The following is a 14,155-nucleotide window of genomic DNA, read 5'->3' on the forward strand; positions in this document are numbered from 1 at the left end:
TTACAGGAGTCTTTAAAATATGATGGAACAAGAAATTGACGGTAAAATCCACGTTGTGGTCCCAAAAGAAATGTGGGAAAAAATGTGGAAGATTTTTGATAGAATTGACCAATTGGGCATTGACATAAATAGCTGTTCACAATTTGAAAGATAGGGGACTGATAAATAATGGCAACCTCAATCAATCAATTCGAAGACAATTTCCACGGCATCTTAACCCATAGCGGTGAAATCAAAATTGCCAAAGGAGATATGGAACAGGAAATCCTCTACATTGACGATGACGGCATAGTATTAATGGACGGAGGTAAACACGCATACCAGGCAGCAATACATGCCAAGCTATTGTCATTAATCCAATATGCAACAGAAGGGGATATTGGATTTATCAAATTCATAAGAGGAGAACCTTTCATTGTCGGATTCAGGAAAAACAAAAGAGATGGTAAATATGGAAAATGCAATCCTTGAAATGCAGCAAAACCTCAGAGACGGTTTCTTTGTTGCATTTGTATCTGCAAATAAAGATCACTACTTTCCAGTTACCAAATCGGATGACATTGCTTTCCTGAATGATAACAGAATATCCATCCATAGAAAAAACGGATGGACTTCAATAATTAACTTGGATTTAATTGTTGAAATATGCATCAGGCGTGAGTTGAGCTAAATGTCCAAACCGGCAAGATTATATCCAAAAGAGGAACCGATGAACCCAAATCCAAAAATGATTTGGATTGGGAGCATTATATTTGCCATAGCTATCGGATGGTTTGGAATCACAACCGCAAGCTTCGGAGTATTATAAAAAGGTGATAATAATGGTAAAAGCAGAACTAATAGAAAATCCACAAGAGACTGAAATTGTTACTGCTGTTGATAATGTCCCGGATGTTGATGTAGCTATTGAACAGTGGGACGCTTATCAAAAACTCTGCAAAGGGTTACTTAATGACAGTGACTATCAGGAGATTATTGTTAAAGAAAAAGATGAAGATGGAAACTACGTTAAAGTGAAAAGACACTTCAAGAAAAAGTCAGCATGGCAGAAGCTCTCAAGGGCATTCAATGTTGATACTGAAATTGTTGACCGTGACATTGAGAGAACCAAAATGGGCAGAATCAAAGAAGCATACTACTGTGTACGCGCAACCTTGCCTAATGGTCGCAGCGTAGAATCTGATGCATTATGCTCAAGGTCTGAAAAAGGAAAGGACAAGGTTTCAGACCATACAATAATGTCAACTGCAAAGACACGTGCAACCAATCGCGCAATAGCTGAACTTATTGGTGCAGGTGAAGTGTCAGCAGAAGAGATGTCAGCAGAAAAGATTGTATCACAATCAAAATTTTTAAAAGAGGATAATTCCTCTTAAATATTTTTTTAGGAGACAAATAAAATGAGTTTTGAAAATACTAGACAAACCATATTTACAGGAACAGAATTGGACTTTGAAGAAATCGTTGAAATCCCGGAAGGGTATGAAAAAGCAGAACTAAGAGACTTTGAAGATGGAACTTTAATAACAGGCAGGCCTGAAATGTCTTCAGTCACATCCTACACTTTCGATGATGACGGTGAGGAAAAAACCGTCAACCGTTTTAAATTATTCATTTTCAAAGATGATGAAAAAATATACGTTGAAATAAACGTCAACCTCAAAAACGACGGGGACCTTCACAAAAACATCAGAAAAGGAAGTGTGCTCTTTGACTTCATTACATCCATCTTAGAATTGGAAAATGCAGGTTCAGTAGGTAGATCCAATATCTTAAGAAATGTCAACCTGGCTGAATATAGGCAATTCGTAAACAACTTAGGTGAAATGACAATACAGGTCAAGGAAAAGTCCGGAAGTTATGTATACTACAGTTTCATCGTACGTGACGTCCAAGTAAAATAGATGGAGTGTAGAAATGAGTAATGTAGCTGAATTACCGACAAAGGATACAATAACTCTTATTATCAACAGGGATAATGTTGATAAGGTCACATATGTATTTAAAAACAGGTATGGTAATAAGATTGGAGAATATCTAAATAAATCTCCCGCTACATTATCTTCTCAAAGTAATGTCGCAAGACAGTTCAAGCAGATTGTAAATCCTAACGGTGAGATGAAACCGAGACAGGTCAACAACCAGTTTTCAGAACTGAAGCAATTGCTGCAGCTTCACTATGAAAATGAACTCTCTGTTATCGAGCAGGAAATAGCTGACAAGAAACAGGCCGAACAGGAAAAGGATTCCAACAAATTAAAGGAAGCTATTGTGAAGCTCAAATCATTGGATTGTCCATTGATTTATATCGGCAGCATTGTCGAATGGTTTACTGCAGGTGAGCGCAACAATATCCTTTATGCATTCACTGTATATGCCGGACAGGTTATCCTGAAAAATCCTGTTTCTGTAATATGTCTTGGTGAGGCAAGCAGCGGCAAATCCCACATCCAGGAAACAGCTTTAAGACTGATTCCAAAGAGGTTTGTTGTTAATGAAAAGAAGATTACCGAAGCTGCACTCTTTAACCGTGCCAAAAAGGACAGGTATTTCTATGATGGCATGATTGTCAACTATGGTGATATGGGCGGAAGCAATGACCATGAATTCATGGAGGAGTCCAAAAACCTCATGAAGGAACTTCAATCCGACGGATTTCTAAATAAGCCGTTAAACATTCCGGACGGTGAAGGAGGATGGGATGTAAAAGACCTGGAGCTTGAAGGCAGACCATGCTTGACTTATACTACAGTTCCTAATCATTATTTTGATGATCAAGAAATGAGCAGAAGCATTTTCATCACTCCAAGAATGGACAATCAGAAAATCTTCAACAGAAGAAAAAGTGCGCTTGAATTCAAGCACGGCAAAAGCTACAGGATTTTAAAGCAATACGAAAAGGAAGCCGAACTGGTGCCCTACATGTTATTGCATCTAAAGGGGATATTTGAAAATACTGTAGTGATAAATCCCTATGTTCATTTTGTCATAGACTTCTTAAAAAACTCCGCTTTTTACAAAAGGGATTTTGACAAGTTCAATGGGTTACTCAAAACAATAACTGCATTGAATTATTATAATCATAAAGTCTATGATGTTGACGGAAAAAAAGTGGTGCTGACAAATATAGCTGATGTGCAATTGTTCATGAGTCTGCTCAGACCCTACAAGGAAAGCATATCCGCAAATCTTGCTCCTAAAGCCGTTGAGGTTTTAAACGATATCAGAAACAATATTGATGAGTGGAAGATAAGTAAGGACCGGGAAGTGCTGAACATGGGAATTACAACCAATGATTACTTCACACTTCAGAGTCTCGGACTGAGCAAAGCATCGGCCAGGAAATACATGTATGAACTGGCAGACAAGGGATTTCTTCAGATTACTGACCGTTCAGGAAGGTCCAATGTATATGACCTTGCAAAAAGTGAAGTGGAATCAATCAGCTATGATCTAAAGCACATGGACGATTCTGTATATGATGATATCTGCTATGAGATTGGCGAATGGGTTGTAGACATTATGAAGGAAGATAAATTTATTGAGGGGTTAAGTATAATGAACTTTGATTCAGATATAAAAAAGCCGATATGGATTGGCAAAAAACCATAAAAACTGAAAAACCATGAAAACCAAAAAACTAAAAAAACCATGTAAACTTATAAAAACTTTTATAAAAGTTTTTTTAAAAAACGGCTTATAATTGTTTTTAGATTGATTTGAGGATTTTGCTTTGGTTTTAGTGAGGAGGTTTTTGCAAAAAACTGAGGTTCCGGAAATGTGCGGGGACATGTTTAAAAGCGGTCCCGCATACTCCGGAAAAATTTGGTTTTTTAAAAAATCATTTTCGTGAAACTTCTTGTGGATTGTTCTTTTTTGATTTAAAGAATTTTGAGGAGTTTTTAAAAAAACCATCGAAAAAGTTTACAGGAGTTTTTATGGTTTTTTTGGTTTTTATAAAAATTGATTGTTATGAAATCTATAAGACAACAGATAATTGAAGCCAAAAAAGAAAAGACAGAAAGAGATGAAGAATTGTGGTTTGTGGATTATTGCAACAACTGCAAAACAGGATTGGCTTCAGAGCATGATATTCCTTGCCATCATCCATACTACTGCTGGCATGAAGGAGAAGCAGCTATTGTACAGGCAGAGATTGTCCGGATTGATGAGTTTAGAAGATTGCATGGATACGTTACATCACAGATGTATTGGGAGTATAAAGAGTTAAGAAAAAGGCAACGTCAATTGATTGGTAAAGGTAGAAGAGAATTGCTAAGAAGTTAAATAAATATTTTCCACATTAATCATTTCTGTACATTCCATTAATTTTATTACTTATTTTATATAAAAAATATAATAAAAATAGCCAACATCAATTCGAATTACCAATATTGATATGAAAATTAGATATTATCCTAATTAATTATAAATTTATAAACTAACATAAATTATTAACAACAATACTATATTGAGTGATATCAATGAAGATTATATCATGGAATGTTAATGGACTTAAATCAATAATTGAAAAAGGTTTTTTAGAAGAGATAATAGCTCAAGACCCTGACATATTATGTCTTCAGGAAGTTAAGTCAACTGAAATACCTGAAATTGAAAATTATATTTCTTACAACTATCCTGCATCTGAACTTGTCAATTTTTACGGAACAGCTATTTATACAAAGGTTGAACCGCTTTCCGTTAGGAAAGGTTTCGGTGATAAGGAGTTTGATGCAGAAGGTAGAGTCATCAGAATGGAGTTTGAAAACTTTTATCTCTATAATGTTTATTGTCCATCAGGTGCCAGCTCACAGGAAAGACTTGATCGTAAATTCAGATTCTATGATGAATTCACAGAATACGTCTACAAATCAAACAAGCCTTCAATAATCTGCGGAGACTTCAACAGAATATCTGCTGAGATTGATGCAAAGAACCCCAAAAACATTAAAGGCAAATCAGGGTTCCTACCAGAAGAGCAGGAATGGTTTAAAGAGATATTGACCAAATATGCCGATGCCTTTAGAAAGTTCCATAAAGACGGAGACAATTTCACATGGTGGCCAAACAGAAAAGGATATAGGGAAGATAATAAAGGATACAGATTCGACTACTTTTTAGTGTCCAACACTTTTGAAAATACATTGACTGATTCATATATTCTAAAAGACCAAATGGGTTCAGACCATGCACCAATTGTATTAGAATTAAATTCATGTCCAGTATGCGGAACAGTCAATAATAACGATAACGAATTCTGTTATCAGTGCGGAATTAAAATAATTGAAACTGAAGAGGAAGAGGAAGTCCGTGAAGACAAACTGGAAATTCCAAAAGACAAAATAATTCTTTTGGATTTGAATTATACGTTAATAGCTAACTCTAAAGAAATTTTTAATTATCCTCTTGAGAAGAAAATCAAATCACAAAAGTATGAAATGGATTTGATTGAATTGATTAAAGACAATTATGTTATATTAATTACTGCAAGTCCATATAAACGTTCTCATAAAATTTTAAGAGACATTAAGGAAAAGACAGGTTTTCAACCTGATGAATCTTACTGGAACTTTGGGGGCCAACCTCCACAAGTCAAAAAGTATTGGATGGAAAATGAAGTTATACCACAGCATGGTGATGAGGTGGAGAAATATTTAGCTATTGAATCTAATCCTAATACAAGAAGAATGTATAAGAAATTGGGAATTGAAGCAAGGCCTAAAGGTGACTTTATATGAGACTGTCCAATAGTCTGGTCAATAAGGTTGTTCGTGAAGAAATTCAAAAATTAATATAAGGAAACTCATTGAGTTTCCCTTTTAAACTCTTTTTTTTACCAAATTCCTAAGAATTTTTGCAATAGCAAACTGACAATGGTTATTGTTATCCAACATGTGAAACCTAATGTTATAGGCTTTCCACCGGATTTTACAAGTTTCACAATGTCTGTGTTGAGTCCGATTGCTGCCATTGCCATGATAATGAAGAATTTGCTCAGTTCCTTAAGAGGCATGAACAGGTTTGCATCTACACCGAAACCGACACATATTGTTGTTATTATGGATGCAACTACAAATAATACCACAAACAGTGGCAATGCTCTTTTGAGACTGAATTTTTCACCGTTAAAGTTATTTTGTCTTTGTGTGATTAATGATAACGCTAATGTTATTGGAATTATTGCTAGTGTACGGGTCAGCTTTACGGTTGCGGCCTTGTCCAGTGTCTGGCTTCCAAGGCCCCACATGTTGTCCCATGTTGCTGCAGCTGCTGTTACTGATGAAGTGTCATTTATTGCTGTTCCTGCAAATATTCCGAATGGATCTCCACTGACTGTTGAAAATCCGAGCATTTTTCCAAGCATTGGGAATATGATTGCTGCTAAAACATTGAAGAAGAATATTACAGATATTGATTGTGCAACTTCCTCATCATTTGCATTGATTACCGGAGCTGTTGCCGCAATAGCTGATCCGCCGCAGATTGATGAACCCACACCTATCAGTATTGCTGAGTTTTTCTCCATATTGAGTATTCTTTTCATTACATATGCAACTATCAAGGCGATTGCAATTGTTCCGACAATTATCGGAAGGGATTGAATTCCTGTTGCCAGAATCACGTTGAGATTCAAGCCAAATCCAAGAAGCACAACTGCTGCCTGAAGGACATATTTTGAGGTGAAACTTATTCCCTTGTCAAACTTTTCTCTTCCTTTCCAGAATACGGCAATTATCATGCCTAAAATTATTGCAATGATTGGTCCACCTATTATGGGGAACATGTTTCCCGCAATCAGTGCTGGAATTGCAATGATAAGGCACACTATAATTCCGTAGAGTTTATCTTTAAACATGGTTAATCACTAAAAAAATCTATAAAAACAGATGTAAACTATTTTTTCTAAACCAATGATAATATCGTTTATTGACATATTTATAAGTTTAGTTCAATGTCACTGCTGTCAAGCTAAGATTATTTTCTGAGATTTTTTAATTTTATTTTTTTTCTCACATGATTTTTTTCGTATTTCTATTGGTATTTTGCTTTGTTTATTCTAATTCTTTCATTATTTATTTTAATTACTTGTTAATTAATTTTAATTTAATTATATCTAATTTTAAGTATTATACATAGTTAATTTTATTAATTATTAATTATAAATATTTATTTAAGAATATAAGATATTTATTGTTAGTTATAGTTAAATTGAAGTTGGTTTTTGCATGTTTTTTAAGGATTTTGTTTTAGAGGAATTCGGAAATTTTAATAATTTTGTTGAACGAAAATATGTATTGTGTGAAAGTGCTTTTACTCGAAAGGGAAAATTGAGTTTGAAGGCAATGATTAAATATCCATTGTGTAATCGTAAAAAAACAACTTCAATTGAAGTAAATAGATTTTTAAGAAATGAATTGAATGATAGAGGTGTTACAATAACTAAACAAGCCATTTCAGAAAAAAGACAATTTATTGATCCAATAGTTTACATCGACATGAATGATAGTTTTATTTCAAAAATATACTCTCGCCAGGACGAAATGGCATCATTCAAAGGATTTCACGTATGTGCAATTGATAGTTCCATTGTAGAAATTCCCAATACAAAATTAACAAGAAAAGAATTTGAAATTCCTGAAAAAACACAACCTAAAAAAAATACCTCCTCAGCAAGAATCTCATGCATGGTTGATACTCATTGGGTCTTCGTAATTTCTTCCAATCTAACAAATAAAAAAGTAAATGAACTAACAAATGCAATGATACATTTAGATGATGCAAAAGACAAAATAGATTTGAAAAAAACAATAACAACCTATGACAGAGGATATAATTTCACAGAATTAATGGTAAAAACTATACAACTTGAATCTTATTTCCTAATCAGAGCAAAAAAAGTCAACATTTAAAAAAAAGCAATCAGTAATGGAAACAAAGAGAATAAATGATGCAACATTTCGCATTACATTAAATAAATTAAAAATCGATAAATTCAATTCAGAAGATGTCAAAAAATATGCAGAAGAAATACGCGACATAAACGTCAGATTTGTAAAAGTAAAATTAAAAAATGGAACCATAGAAACATTATTAACAAATCTACCAAAAGAAATAGCAACACCAGAAGAATTAAAACAATTATACGGCGACAGATGGAAAATAGAAACTAACTATGACAGATTAAAAAACAAACTCCACATAGAAAAATTCTCAGGAAAAAAGAAAATAATCATCGAACAAGACTTCTACAGCCACATATACCTATTCAATGTACTAATAGCACTCAAACACGATGCAGAACAACAAATAACAAGAAAACCAAAGGAAACAACGAAATACAAATACAAATACAAAACCAACATCAACACACTCATCGGAAACATCAAAGAAGAAATGTTCAGACTCCTAACAGACGATAAAGAAGAAATAAACATTGCAATACAAGACATACTCGACATAGCAAGTAAAGACTTAGTATATACAAAAATAAATCCACTAACAAACGAAGAAAGAGAAAAAATCAAATATTACCATAAAAAATGAAAATCAAACCTCCAAGATAGCTTTTAAAAAATCAAGAAAATCTTAGCTTGACAGCATTGAATTTTTCCATTAAATATTTATCTGGACTAACGATAATCTTCTTTACAAAAATTTATTATATATTTTATATAAATAATATAATAAAAAATATAATAAATATATTATGTAAAACTATGAAATGTGAGGAAGGTTATATGGGACTTACGGATTATATTAAGACCAAATTATTGAACAACCGTGTAGAACAGTATAATACTAAACGCAGCTATTGGGGAGAAGATGAAAGGCAACCTAGAACTGATGGAATAAATACGGGCCTTGATCTTCCAGATGCTCTTCCACCAGTAATTAATAAGACAATAGCTAATGCACGTTATGCTGTTAAGCTTGACGGTTATACTTCAGGAATATTGAAAAATAGAATTGATAAAGCTAATGTTAATATTGTTCTTGTAGATAAGGAAAATAAATTGTCTGCTGAGCAAAAATTGACTTTAATTTTATGGGCGAGAAAAATTGACATCAGCCAAATAGCTAAAAATATTCTGCAGGGAGGAATGGTTGATGGGGAAGGACTTATTAAACCTGTAGAACGTTGGGACAAATCCATAGGCAAATATATTAAACCTATCTTTTTAGAAATCGGTGCCAATGGTTATGGACTTAAAAAAGAATTCAATGATGATAATGAAGTGCAGCTATACCTTCATGAAATGCCTAAAGATATTGTTAACGGATCACCTGATGATTTCAGCAACTTTGTAAGTGTTGAAGAAGGAACATTAACTGTGAAGTATGAAGCAGATCAAGTTATTAATTTTATGTATAATGAGATATATTCTGAAGCTCAATCTATTGTTCTGAACTGTCTTGATGATATATATCACAAATGCAATTTAGAGCGAAACCAAGTAGAGCGTATCAATAAGGACAATATCATTGAAGTAAAACCTGCACTTGACAGTAACGGTAATCCAATTATCACAGAACTTTCAGCTACTGCAAAAGAAAATCTTTATGCTGATTATGGAACTACTGCTGACAGTAATGTTGCAATTGTTCCTCCTGGAATTGAATCTAAAATTCTTGGGGGTAATAATTACCAGTCAGATTATACAAGACAGACTGAAATTTTCAGAAATAATATTTTGCGAACTTTTGTAACTCCTCAGTCTCAGGCAGGTACTGAAAAGTCAAATCAGAATGTTGCTGAATACATTAATGATTCATCTATTACAGGTTTTATTGTTAATGTAGCTAATGACCAGAAATGGGTGTTAAAGTATTGTAATGAACTTTTAAATCGCCAGTTGGAATTGATGGGTGTTAATGATTCTTATAATGTTTACTTTAGCTATTCACGTGATGATGTTGTAAGATATGTTATGGAACTTGATGCTAATGGTGATGAGATTTATGAAAACTATCTGAGCAACTTTGAAGAGGAACAGCCTGTCGGTGAAAGGATATTTGAGGATAATGCTGATGTTATATAATAAATATTTATATAAATAATATAATAAATTATATAATATGAAGCATGAACTATTTGAAGTCGGATCATATGACTACTCTGATTTAAATCAACGATTAAACAAACCTGTAATGTGGACAGAAGATGACCTGAAGCTAATAGCCGAAAACTACCGTGGAGGAATACCACTAACACAGGAACATGAAAGAATATATCTTGGAATTGGAAATAATATCTCCTATGAAGAAGGAAAACTATTCATTGACATTCCCGATGAGCTTGACATGACTGGCAAAGGCATTTCTCCAAAAGTTGATGATTTGCTTTAAAGTAATGAAAATGAGATGAGTTTGGAAATAAAATCCATGAAATGCATTGAATTCAGATGAAATCATATTTGAAGCATGTGGGAGTGATTAATAATAAATCACGCTTCTAGTAGTATTATATCTTGGGGATCAATTTTTAAATAGTCTGGCAGGTTAAATTCATGTTCGTGGATTTGTTTGTCGTATTTACACCATAATCCGTTTTCCAATGTAATTTCCCATTCAAAAGGCATTTCCAATATTGTGGAATTTTGAGTATCAATTACATTTACATCTCCTTTTTCAGCGGAAGTAAAATCATGTGCCCTTATTCCAATGTGAGTGATATTTGGAGTGATTTTTTCAGATACTCCAAGTTCAATTCCCCAATCTAATGATTTGAGATGATAATCATCTATCACTTCGATTTTAGAAATGTTTTTACATCCCGTGAGTCTTGCAACCTGCACTTTTCTCGGATTTTCAAAAATATCATATGTATCTCCTTTTGCTATGATTTTTCCTTTATCAAGCACAATAAGCTCATCACAGAATTGGAATGCCTCATCACGGTCATGTGTAACCATTATTGAGAATCCGTCAAATCCTTCCAATAAATTTAGAAGTTCCATACGTAACTGCTCTTTTAGGAAGGTATCCATTGCACTGAATGGTTCATCCAACAATATCACGTCCGGACCATATGCCAATATGCGGGCTAGAGCCACTCTTTGCTGCTGACCTCCTGATAGTTGTCTGGGATATCTTTTTTCCAAGCCCTCAAGGCGAAAACGTTTTATCATTTCAGACACTCTTGTTTTTTCCTGATTATTAGATAATCCGATGGCAACATTTTCTTCAACAGTCATATTGGGAAACAATGCATAATTCTGAAATAGATAGCCTACATTTCTATTTTGAGGTTTTAAGTTAATTTTGTTTTGTGAATCATAATAATCTATTTTTTCGTTTGTTGTTAAACTTATGATGCCTTCATCTGGATTTACAATACCTGCAATTGATTTCAATGTCATGCTTTTGCCACATCCTGATGGACCAAGTATTCCCAGTCTTTTATTTTTCAGTTGGAAATCAATGTCCAGGTCAAATTCACTGAGTTTCTTTTGAATATTAACTTTTAACATGTTCATAAAAATTCACCTCAAACTGTTTTCAGTATCTCCATTGTTTTTCTTTGCGTATGGAGATAAAATCCATAATGAAAATTGCTATAAAAGCTATGAGCACTATGATTATTACATAATCAACTGCATTTCCCATATTTCCTGCAGCTACATCGGAATATACTGCCATAGGCAATGTTCTTGTTCTGCCTGCAATGTTTCCGGCAATCATCAATGATGCACCGAATTCGCCTAAACCTCTGGCGTATGCAAGAATTCCGCCACTTATAATTCCAGGCAATGCATTTGCAAACAGTACCTTCCAGAAAATTTTCCACTCTGACATTCCCAAGGTTCTTCCTGCATCCAATAGGTTTGGATCAACCTGTTCGAATGCTCCTCTTGCAGATCGATACATCAGTGGAAATGACATTACTACTGCAGCAATTACTGTTGCAGGCCAGGAAAATGCTATTTTTATTGCAAAAAATTCTATAAAGAAGCTACCGATGGGTCCTTTAACACCTATAATGTATAATAAAAAGAATCCCACAACAGTTGGGGGCAGTACAAGGGGTAGTGTAAAAATTCCATCAAGAACTATCTTTATTGAATCGTTTTTCAATTTCACGATTCCCCATGCAATAATAAGACCTACAAAAAAAGTTATGACAATTGATAATGATGCGGTTTTCATTGAAATAAAAAAAGGGGACCAATCTACCATTTTAATTCTCCTTTGTTAGTTTATTTTTAAAAATAGAATTTAATGGATAAGAAAAATTAGTTTTTCATATCCAATAAACTGTTCAATATCATTCTTCGTGGATTATGAATCCATAATCTACAAAGACATCTTGTGCTTCTGGTGTTTGCAAGAAGTCGATGAATGTTTGTGCTGCATCAGGGTTTGTTGCATTGGTGGTTATTGCTACCGGATAAATGATTTTAGTTTTTAATGCATCTTCTGGTGCTTCACAAACTAATTTAACATCGTCTCTGGCTTTTGCATCGGTTGCAAATACAATACCGCATTCACCAGAATGCTGTGATACCTGATTTAATATATCCTGCACATCTGTACCGATAGATAATTTTGATTCAACATCATTCCAAATTCCGAGGTTTGTGAATATTTCTTTAGCATGACGTCCTAAAGGTGCTGCTTCAGGATTTGCAATGACAATTTCACCATCAACATCTTTTAAATCATCAAATGAGGAAATGTTGGAATCTGAGTCTGCAGGAACAATTAAAACTACTTTATTTTCTAAGTATTGTACATTGGTGGCATTGTCAATTATATCTTCTTCCACTAATGCATCCATTTCTTTGTTGGATGCAGATATGAATACATCTGCTTCTAAACCGTTTTCCATTTGGGTCTGCAGGTTTCCAGGTGCAGCATAATTAGGTGTTACTGTTACACCAGGATATTTTTCTTCAAACATTGGAATTAACTGGTCGTCAAAAGCATTTTTCAAACTTCCTGCCGCTGCCAAATTGATTTCTTCACCTGTCAGGTTAACATCACTTGCAGCATTATCGTCACCTCCAAGGAAGTCAAAAAACCCTGCTGAAACAGCACTAACGCTAACGATAATTATTAAAGATAAAATCGCAAGAGGTAATATTTTTCGTATTGATTTCATTTTTTCACCTTTTTTTTTAATTTTTGAATTGTTCATGATGATATCATGATAATCTACTTTCAGTTACTTTGCCATTTATATTATTAAAATTATTTTTTTTAATATTTAAATAATAAAAATTATAATAAAAGTATTAATTATATATAGATTTAAATCATATAAATAATTATAGGTATCCATTCAGATATCTGATAATTAAATTAATGCATTAAATAGATTGATATTATGGTTAATCCCAAAGAAATTTTTGAAGAGTGTCCTGTTGCAATGGCTGTTGAATTGATAAAAAGAAAATGGTTATTGTTGATTGTTAGAGATATTTACTCTGGAAAAACTCATTTCAATGAATTTAAAAAAGAAAATCCTGGAATTACAAATAGAGTATTGTCCAATTGTCTTAAAAATATGGAAGAAAAAGGTTTAATTATCAAGATTACAAGCGGAACAAATGAATTTGATACTGAATATCATTTAACTGAAAGGGGAAAAAAGCTCAACCATGTCCTGTATGCATTAGGATCATATATAACAGAAACCGACCCATATTTCGATAAGTTTGATGAAAATCAAAGAACAGAAATCAAATCCTATTTAAAGAACAAATATAATGTTAAAGCTGATTTTTAAATATAGTTCAGATAATGTTGTCAATACATTATGGGCTTGATGTTAAATGTGATGAAATCTATGAAAACTACTTAAGCAACTTTGAAGAGGAACAGCCTGTCGGTGAAAGGATATTTGATGATAATGCTGATATTATATAATAAATATTTATATAAATAATATAATAAATTATATAATATGAAGCATGAACTATTTGAAGTTGGATCATATGATTATTCTGACTTGGATGAAAGGTTAACCAAACCTGTTGAATGGACTGAAGATGATCTAAAGCTAATAGCTGAAAACTATCGTGGAGGAATTCCACTGACTTCAGAGCATGACAATATCTACGTGGGAATTGGAAATAATATTGAATATGAAGAAGGAAAGCTATTCCTTGAAGTTCCGGATGAACTGGATATGGAAGGAAAAGGCCTATCC

Annotated in this window: 18 protein-coding genes and 1 pseudogene; 15 read left to right on the forward strand and 4 right to left on the reverse strand. The window is 33.4% G+C overall.

The features are described from left to right. Positions 1-19 precede the first annotated feature (19 nt). The 9 genes from ACJMML_RS04835 (at position 20) to ACJMML_RS04875 (ending at position 5,741) form a co-directional block, all read left to right on the forward strand. Positions 20-154, forward strand: coding sequence for a hypothetical protein (locus ACJMML_RS04835; protein WP_405306243.1), 135 nt, complete (start codon positions 20-22; stop codon positions 152-154). 14 nt (positions 155-168) lie between these two features. After that, complete coding sequence (locus ACJMML_RS04840; protein WP_405279620.1) at positions 169-471, forward strand: hypothetical protein; 303 nt, start codon at positions 169-171, stop codon at positions 469-471. Further along, positions 452-670 (forward strand): hypothetical protein, encoded by a 219-nt coding sequence (locus ACJMML_RS04845; protein ID WP_292742712.1) that lies wholly within the window; start codon positions 452-454, stop codon positions 668-670. Before ACJMML_RS04840 ends, ACJMML_RS04845 begins: the two co-directional genes overlap by 20 nt. Further along, the gene (locus ACJMML_RS04850; RefSeq protein WP_405279626.1) at positions 671-808 is read left to right on the forward strand and encodes a hypothetical protein; all 138 of its coding nucleotides are present in this window, start codon (positions 671-673) and stop codon (positions 806-808) included. 13 nt (positions 809-821) lie between these two features. Further along, positions 822-1,376, forward strand: a complete 555-nt coding sequence (locus tag ACJMML_RS04855; protein WP_405306244.1) for a hypothetical protein — start codon at positions 822-824, stop codon at positions 1,374-1,376. Positions 1,377-1,400: 24 nt separating this feature from the next. Beyond that, positions 1,401-1,904, forward strand: a complete 504-nt coding sequence (locus tag ACJMML_RS04860) for a hypothetical protein (protein ID WP_405289689.1) — start codon at positions 1,401-1,403, stop codon at positions 1,902-1,904. Between the two features lie 13 nt (positions 1,905-1,917). Continuing rightward, a complete protein-coding gene (locus tag ACJMML_RS04865) occupies positions 1,918-3,612 on the forward strand; it encodes a hypothetical protein (RefSeq protein ID WP_405306245.1) in 1,695 nt (564 codons plus the stop codon). A gap of 360 nt (positions 3,613-3,972) precedes the next feature. Further along, positions 3,973-4,287: a hypothetical protein gene (locus tag ACJMML_RS04870; RefSeq protein ID WP_405306246.1), complete on the forward strand. Its 315-nt coding sequence runs from the start codon at positions 3,973-3,975 to the stop codon at positions 4,285-4,287. Positions 4,288-4,484: 197 nt separating this feature from the next. Then, entirely contained in the window at positions 4,485-5,741 is a 1,257-nt protein-coding gene (locus ACJMML_RS04875; protein ID WP_405306247.1) for an exodeoxyribonuclease III, read from the forward strand. A gap of 95 nt (positions 5,742-5,836) precedes the next feature. Here the strand turns inward: ACJMML_RS04875 and ACJMML_RS04880 are convergent, their stop codons facing one another. Continuing rightward, a complete protein-coding gene (locus ACJMML_RS04880) occupies positions 5,837-6,859 on the reverse strand; it encodes a YeiH family protein (RefSeq protein WP_405306248.1) in 1,023 nt (340 codons plus the stop codon). Positions 6,860-7,229: 370 nt separating this feature from the next. Between ACJMML_RS04880 and ACJMML_RS04885 the strand changes: the two are divergent. The 3 genes and pseudogenes from ACJMML_RS04885 to ACJMML_RS04895 all read left to right on the forward strand — a co-directional run bounded on the left by ACJMML_RS04885 (position 7,230) and on the right by ACJMML_RS04895 (position 10,350). Beyond that, a pseudogene (locus ACJMML_RS04885) lies at positions 7,230-8,547 on the forward strand (IS4 family transposase). Positions 8,548-8,720: 173 nt separating this feature from the next. Continuing rightward, a complete protein-coding gene (locus ACJMML_RS04890; RefSeq protein ID WP_405306249.1) occupies positions 8,721-10,043 on the forward strand; it encodes a hypothetical protein in 1,323 nt (440 codons plus the stop codon). Positions 10,044-10,080: 37 nt separating this feature from the next. Further along, positions 10,081-10,350 carry a hypothetical protein gene (locus ACJMML_RS04895; protein WP_405306250.1) on the forward strand — a complete coding sequence of 90 codons (270 nt, stop codon included), beginning with the start codon at positions 10,081-10,083 and terminating at the stop codon, positions 10,348-10,350. 98 nt (positions 10,351-10,448) lie between these two features. Here the strand turns inward: ACJMML_RS04895 and ACJMML_RS04900 are convergent, their stop codons facing one another. From ACJMML_RS04900 to modA, 3 genes are all read right to left on the reverse strand, one after another. Further along, positions 10,449-11,480, reverse strand: coding sequence for a sulfate/molybdate ABC transporter ATP-binding protein (locus ACJMML_RS04900; protein ID WP_405306251.1), 1,032 nt, complete (start codon positions 11,478-11,480; stop codon positions 10,449-10,451). Positions 11,481-11,502: 22 nt separating this feature from the next. Beyond that, on the reverse strand, positions 11,503-12,180 hold the full coding sequence (gene modB / locus ACJMML_RS04905) for a molybdate ABC transporter permease subunit (protein ID WP_405291839.1): 678 nt from the start codon (positions 12,178-12,180) through the stop codon (positions 11,503-11,505). Positions 12,181-12,268: 88 nt separating this feature from the next. Next, a complete protein-coding gene (gene modA / locus ACJMML_RS04910) occupies positions 12,269-13,105 on the reverse strand; it encodes a molybdate ABC transporter substrate-binding protein (RefSeq protein ID WP_405306252.1) in 837 nt (278 codons plus the stop codon). 225 nt (positions 13,106-13,330) lie between these two features. On the opposite strand from modA, the gene ACJMML_RS04915 reads away from it, so the two are divergent. From ACJMML_RS04915 to ACJMML_RS04925, 3 genes are all read left to right on the forward strand, one after another. Further along, positions 13,331-13,732 carry a winged helix-turn-helix transcriptional regulator gene (locus ACJMML_RS04915; RefSeq protein ID WP_405306254.1) on the forward strand — a complete coding sequence of 134 codons (402 nt, stop codon included), beginning with the start codon at positions 13,331-13,333 and terminating at the stop codon, positions 13,730-13,732. 14 nt (positions 13,733-13,746) lie between these two features. Further along, positions 13,747-13,872, forward strand: a complete 126-nt coding sequence (locus tag ACJMML_RS04920) for a hypothetical protein (protein ID WP_405291845.1) — start codon at positions 13,747-13,749, stop codon at positions 13,870-13,872. A gap of 37 nt (positions 13,873-13,909) precedes the next feature. Continuing rightward, positions 13,910-14,155: hypothetical protein (locus ACJMML_RS04925; RefSeq protein ID WP_405306255.1), on the forward strand; the 246-nt coding region annotated here is incomplete at its 3' end.

The organism is Methanobrevibacter sp. (genome assembly GCF_045130115.1).
Taxonomy (GTDB): domain Archaea; phylum Methanobacteriota; class Methanobacteria; order Methanobacteriales; family Methanobacteriaceae; genus Methanocatella.

Bases quoted from the DNA above. Each gene is read 5' to 3' on its own strand.
- ACJMML_RS04835 (WP_405306243.1), top strand. From the start codon at position 20: ATGATGGAACAAGAAATTGACGGTAAAATCCACGTTGTGGTCCCAAAA.
- ACJMML_RS04840 (WP_405279620.1), top strand. From the start codon at position 169: ATGGCAACCTCAATCAATCAATTCGAAGACAATTTCCACGGCATCTTA.
- ACJMML_RS04845 (WP_292742712.1), top strand. From the start codon at position 452: ATGGAAAATGCAATCCTTGAAATGCAGCAAAACCTCAGAGACGGTTTC.
- ACJMML_RS04850 (WP_405279626.1), top strand. From the start codon at position 671: ATGTCCAAACCGGCAAGATTATATCCAAAAGAGGAACCGATGAACCCA.
- ACJMML_RS04855 (WP_405306244.1), top strand. From the start codon at position 822: ATGGTAAAAGCAGAACTAATAGAAAATCCACAAGAGACTGAAATTGTT.
- ACJMML_RS04860 (WP_405289689.1), top strand. From the start codon at position 1,401: ATGAGTTTTGAAAATACTAGACAAACCATATTTACAGGAACAGAATTG.
- ACJMML_RS04865 (WP_405306245.1), top strand. From the start codon at position 1,918: ATGAGTAATGTAGCTGAATTACCGACAAAGGATACAATAACTCTTATT.
- ACJMML_RS04870 (WP_405306246.1), top strand. From the start codon at position 3,973: ATGAAATCTATAAGACAACAGATAATTGAAGCCAAAAAAGAAAAGACA.
- ACJMML_RS04875 (WP_405306247.1), top strand. From the start codon at position 4,485: ATGAAGATTATATCATGGAATGTTAATGGACTTAAATCAATAATTGAA.
- ACJMML_RS04880 (WP_405306248.1), bottom strand. From the start codon at position 6,859: ATGTTTAAAGATAAACTCTACGGAATTATAGTGTGCCTTATCATTGCA.
- ACJMML_RS04890 (WP_405306249.1), top strand. From the start codon at position 8,721: ATGAAATGTGAGGAAGGTTATATGGGACTTACGGATTATATTAAGACC.
- ACJMML_RS04895 (WP_405306250.1), top strand. From the start codon at position 10,081: ATGAAGCATGAACTATTTGAAGTCGGATCATATGACTACTCTGATTTA.
- ACJMML_RS04900 (WP_405306251.1), bottom strand. From the start codon at position 11,480: ATGAACATGTTAAAAGTTAATATTCAAAAGAAACTCAGTGAATTTGAC.
- modB (WP_405291839.1), bottom strand. From the start codon at position 12,180: ATGGTAGATTGGTCCCCTTTTTTTATTTCAATGAAAACCGCATCATTA.
- modA (WP_405306252.1), bottom strand. From the start codon at position 13,105: ATGAAATCAATACGAAAAATATTACCTCTTGCGATTTTATCTTTAATA.
- ACJMML_RS04915 (WP_405306254.1), top strand. From the start codon at position 13,331: ATGGTTAATCCCAAAGAAATTTTTGAAGAGTGTCCTGTTGCAATGGCT.
- ACJMML_RS04920 (WP_405291845.1), top strand. From the start codon at position 13,747: ATGTTGTCAATACATTATGGGCTTGATGTTAAATGTGATGAAATCTAT.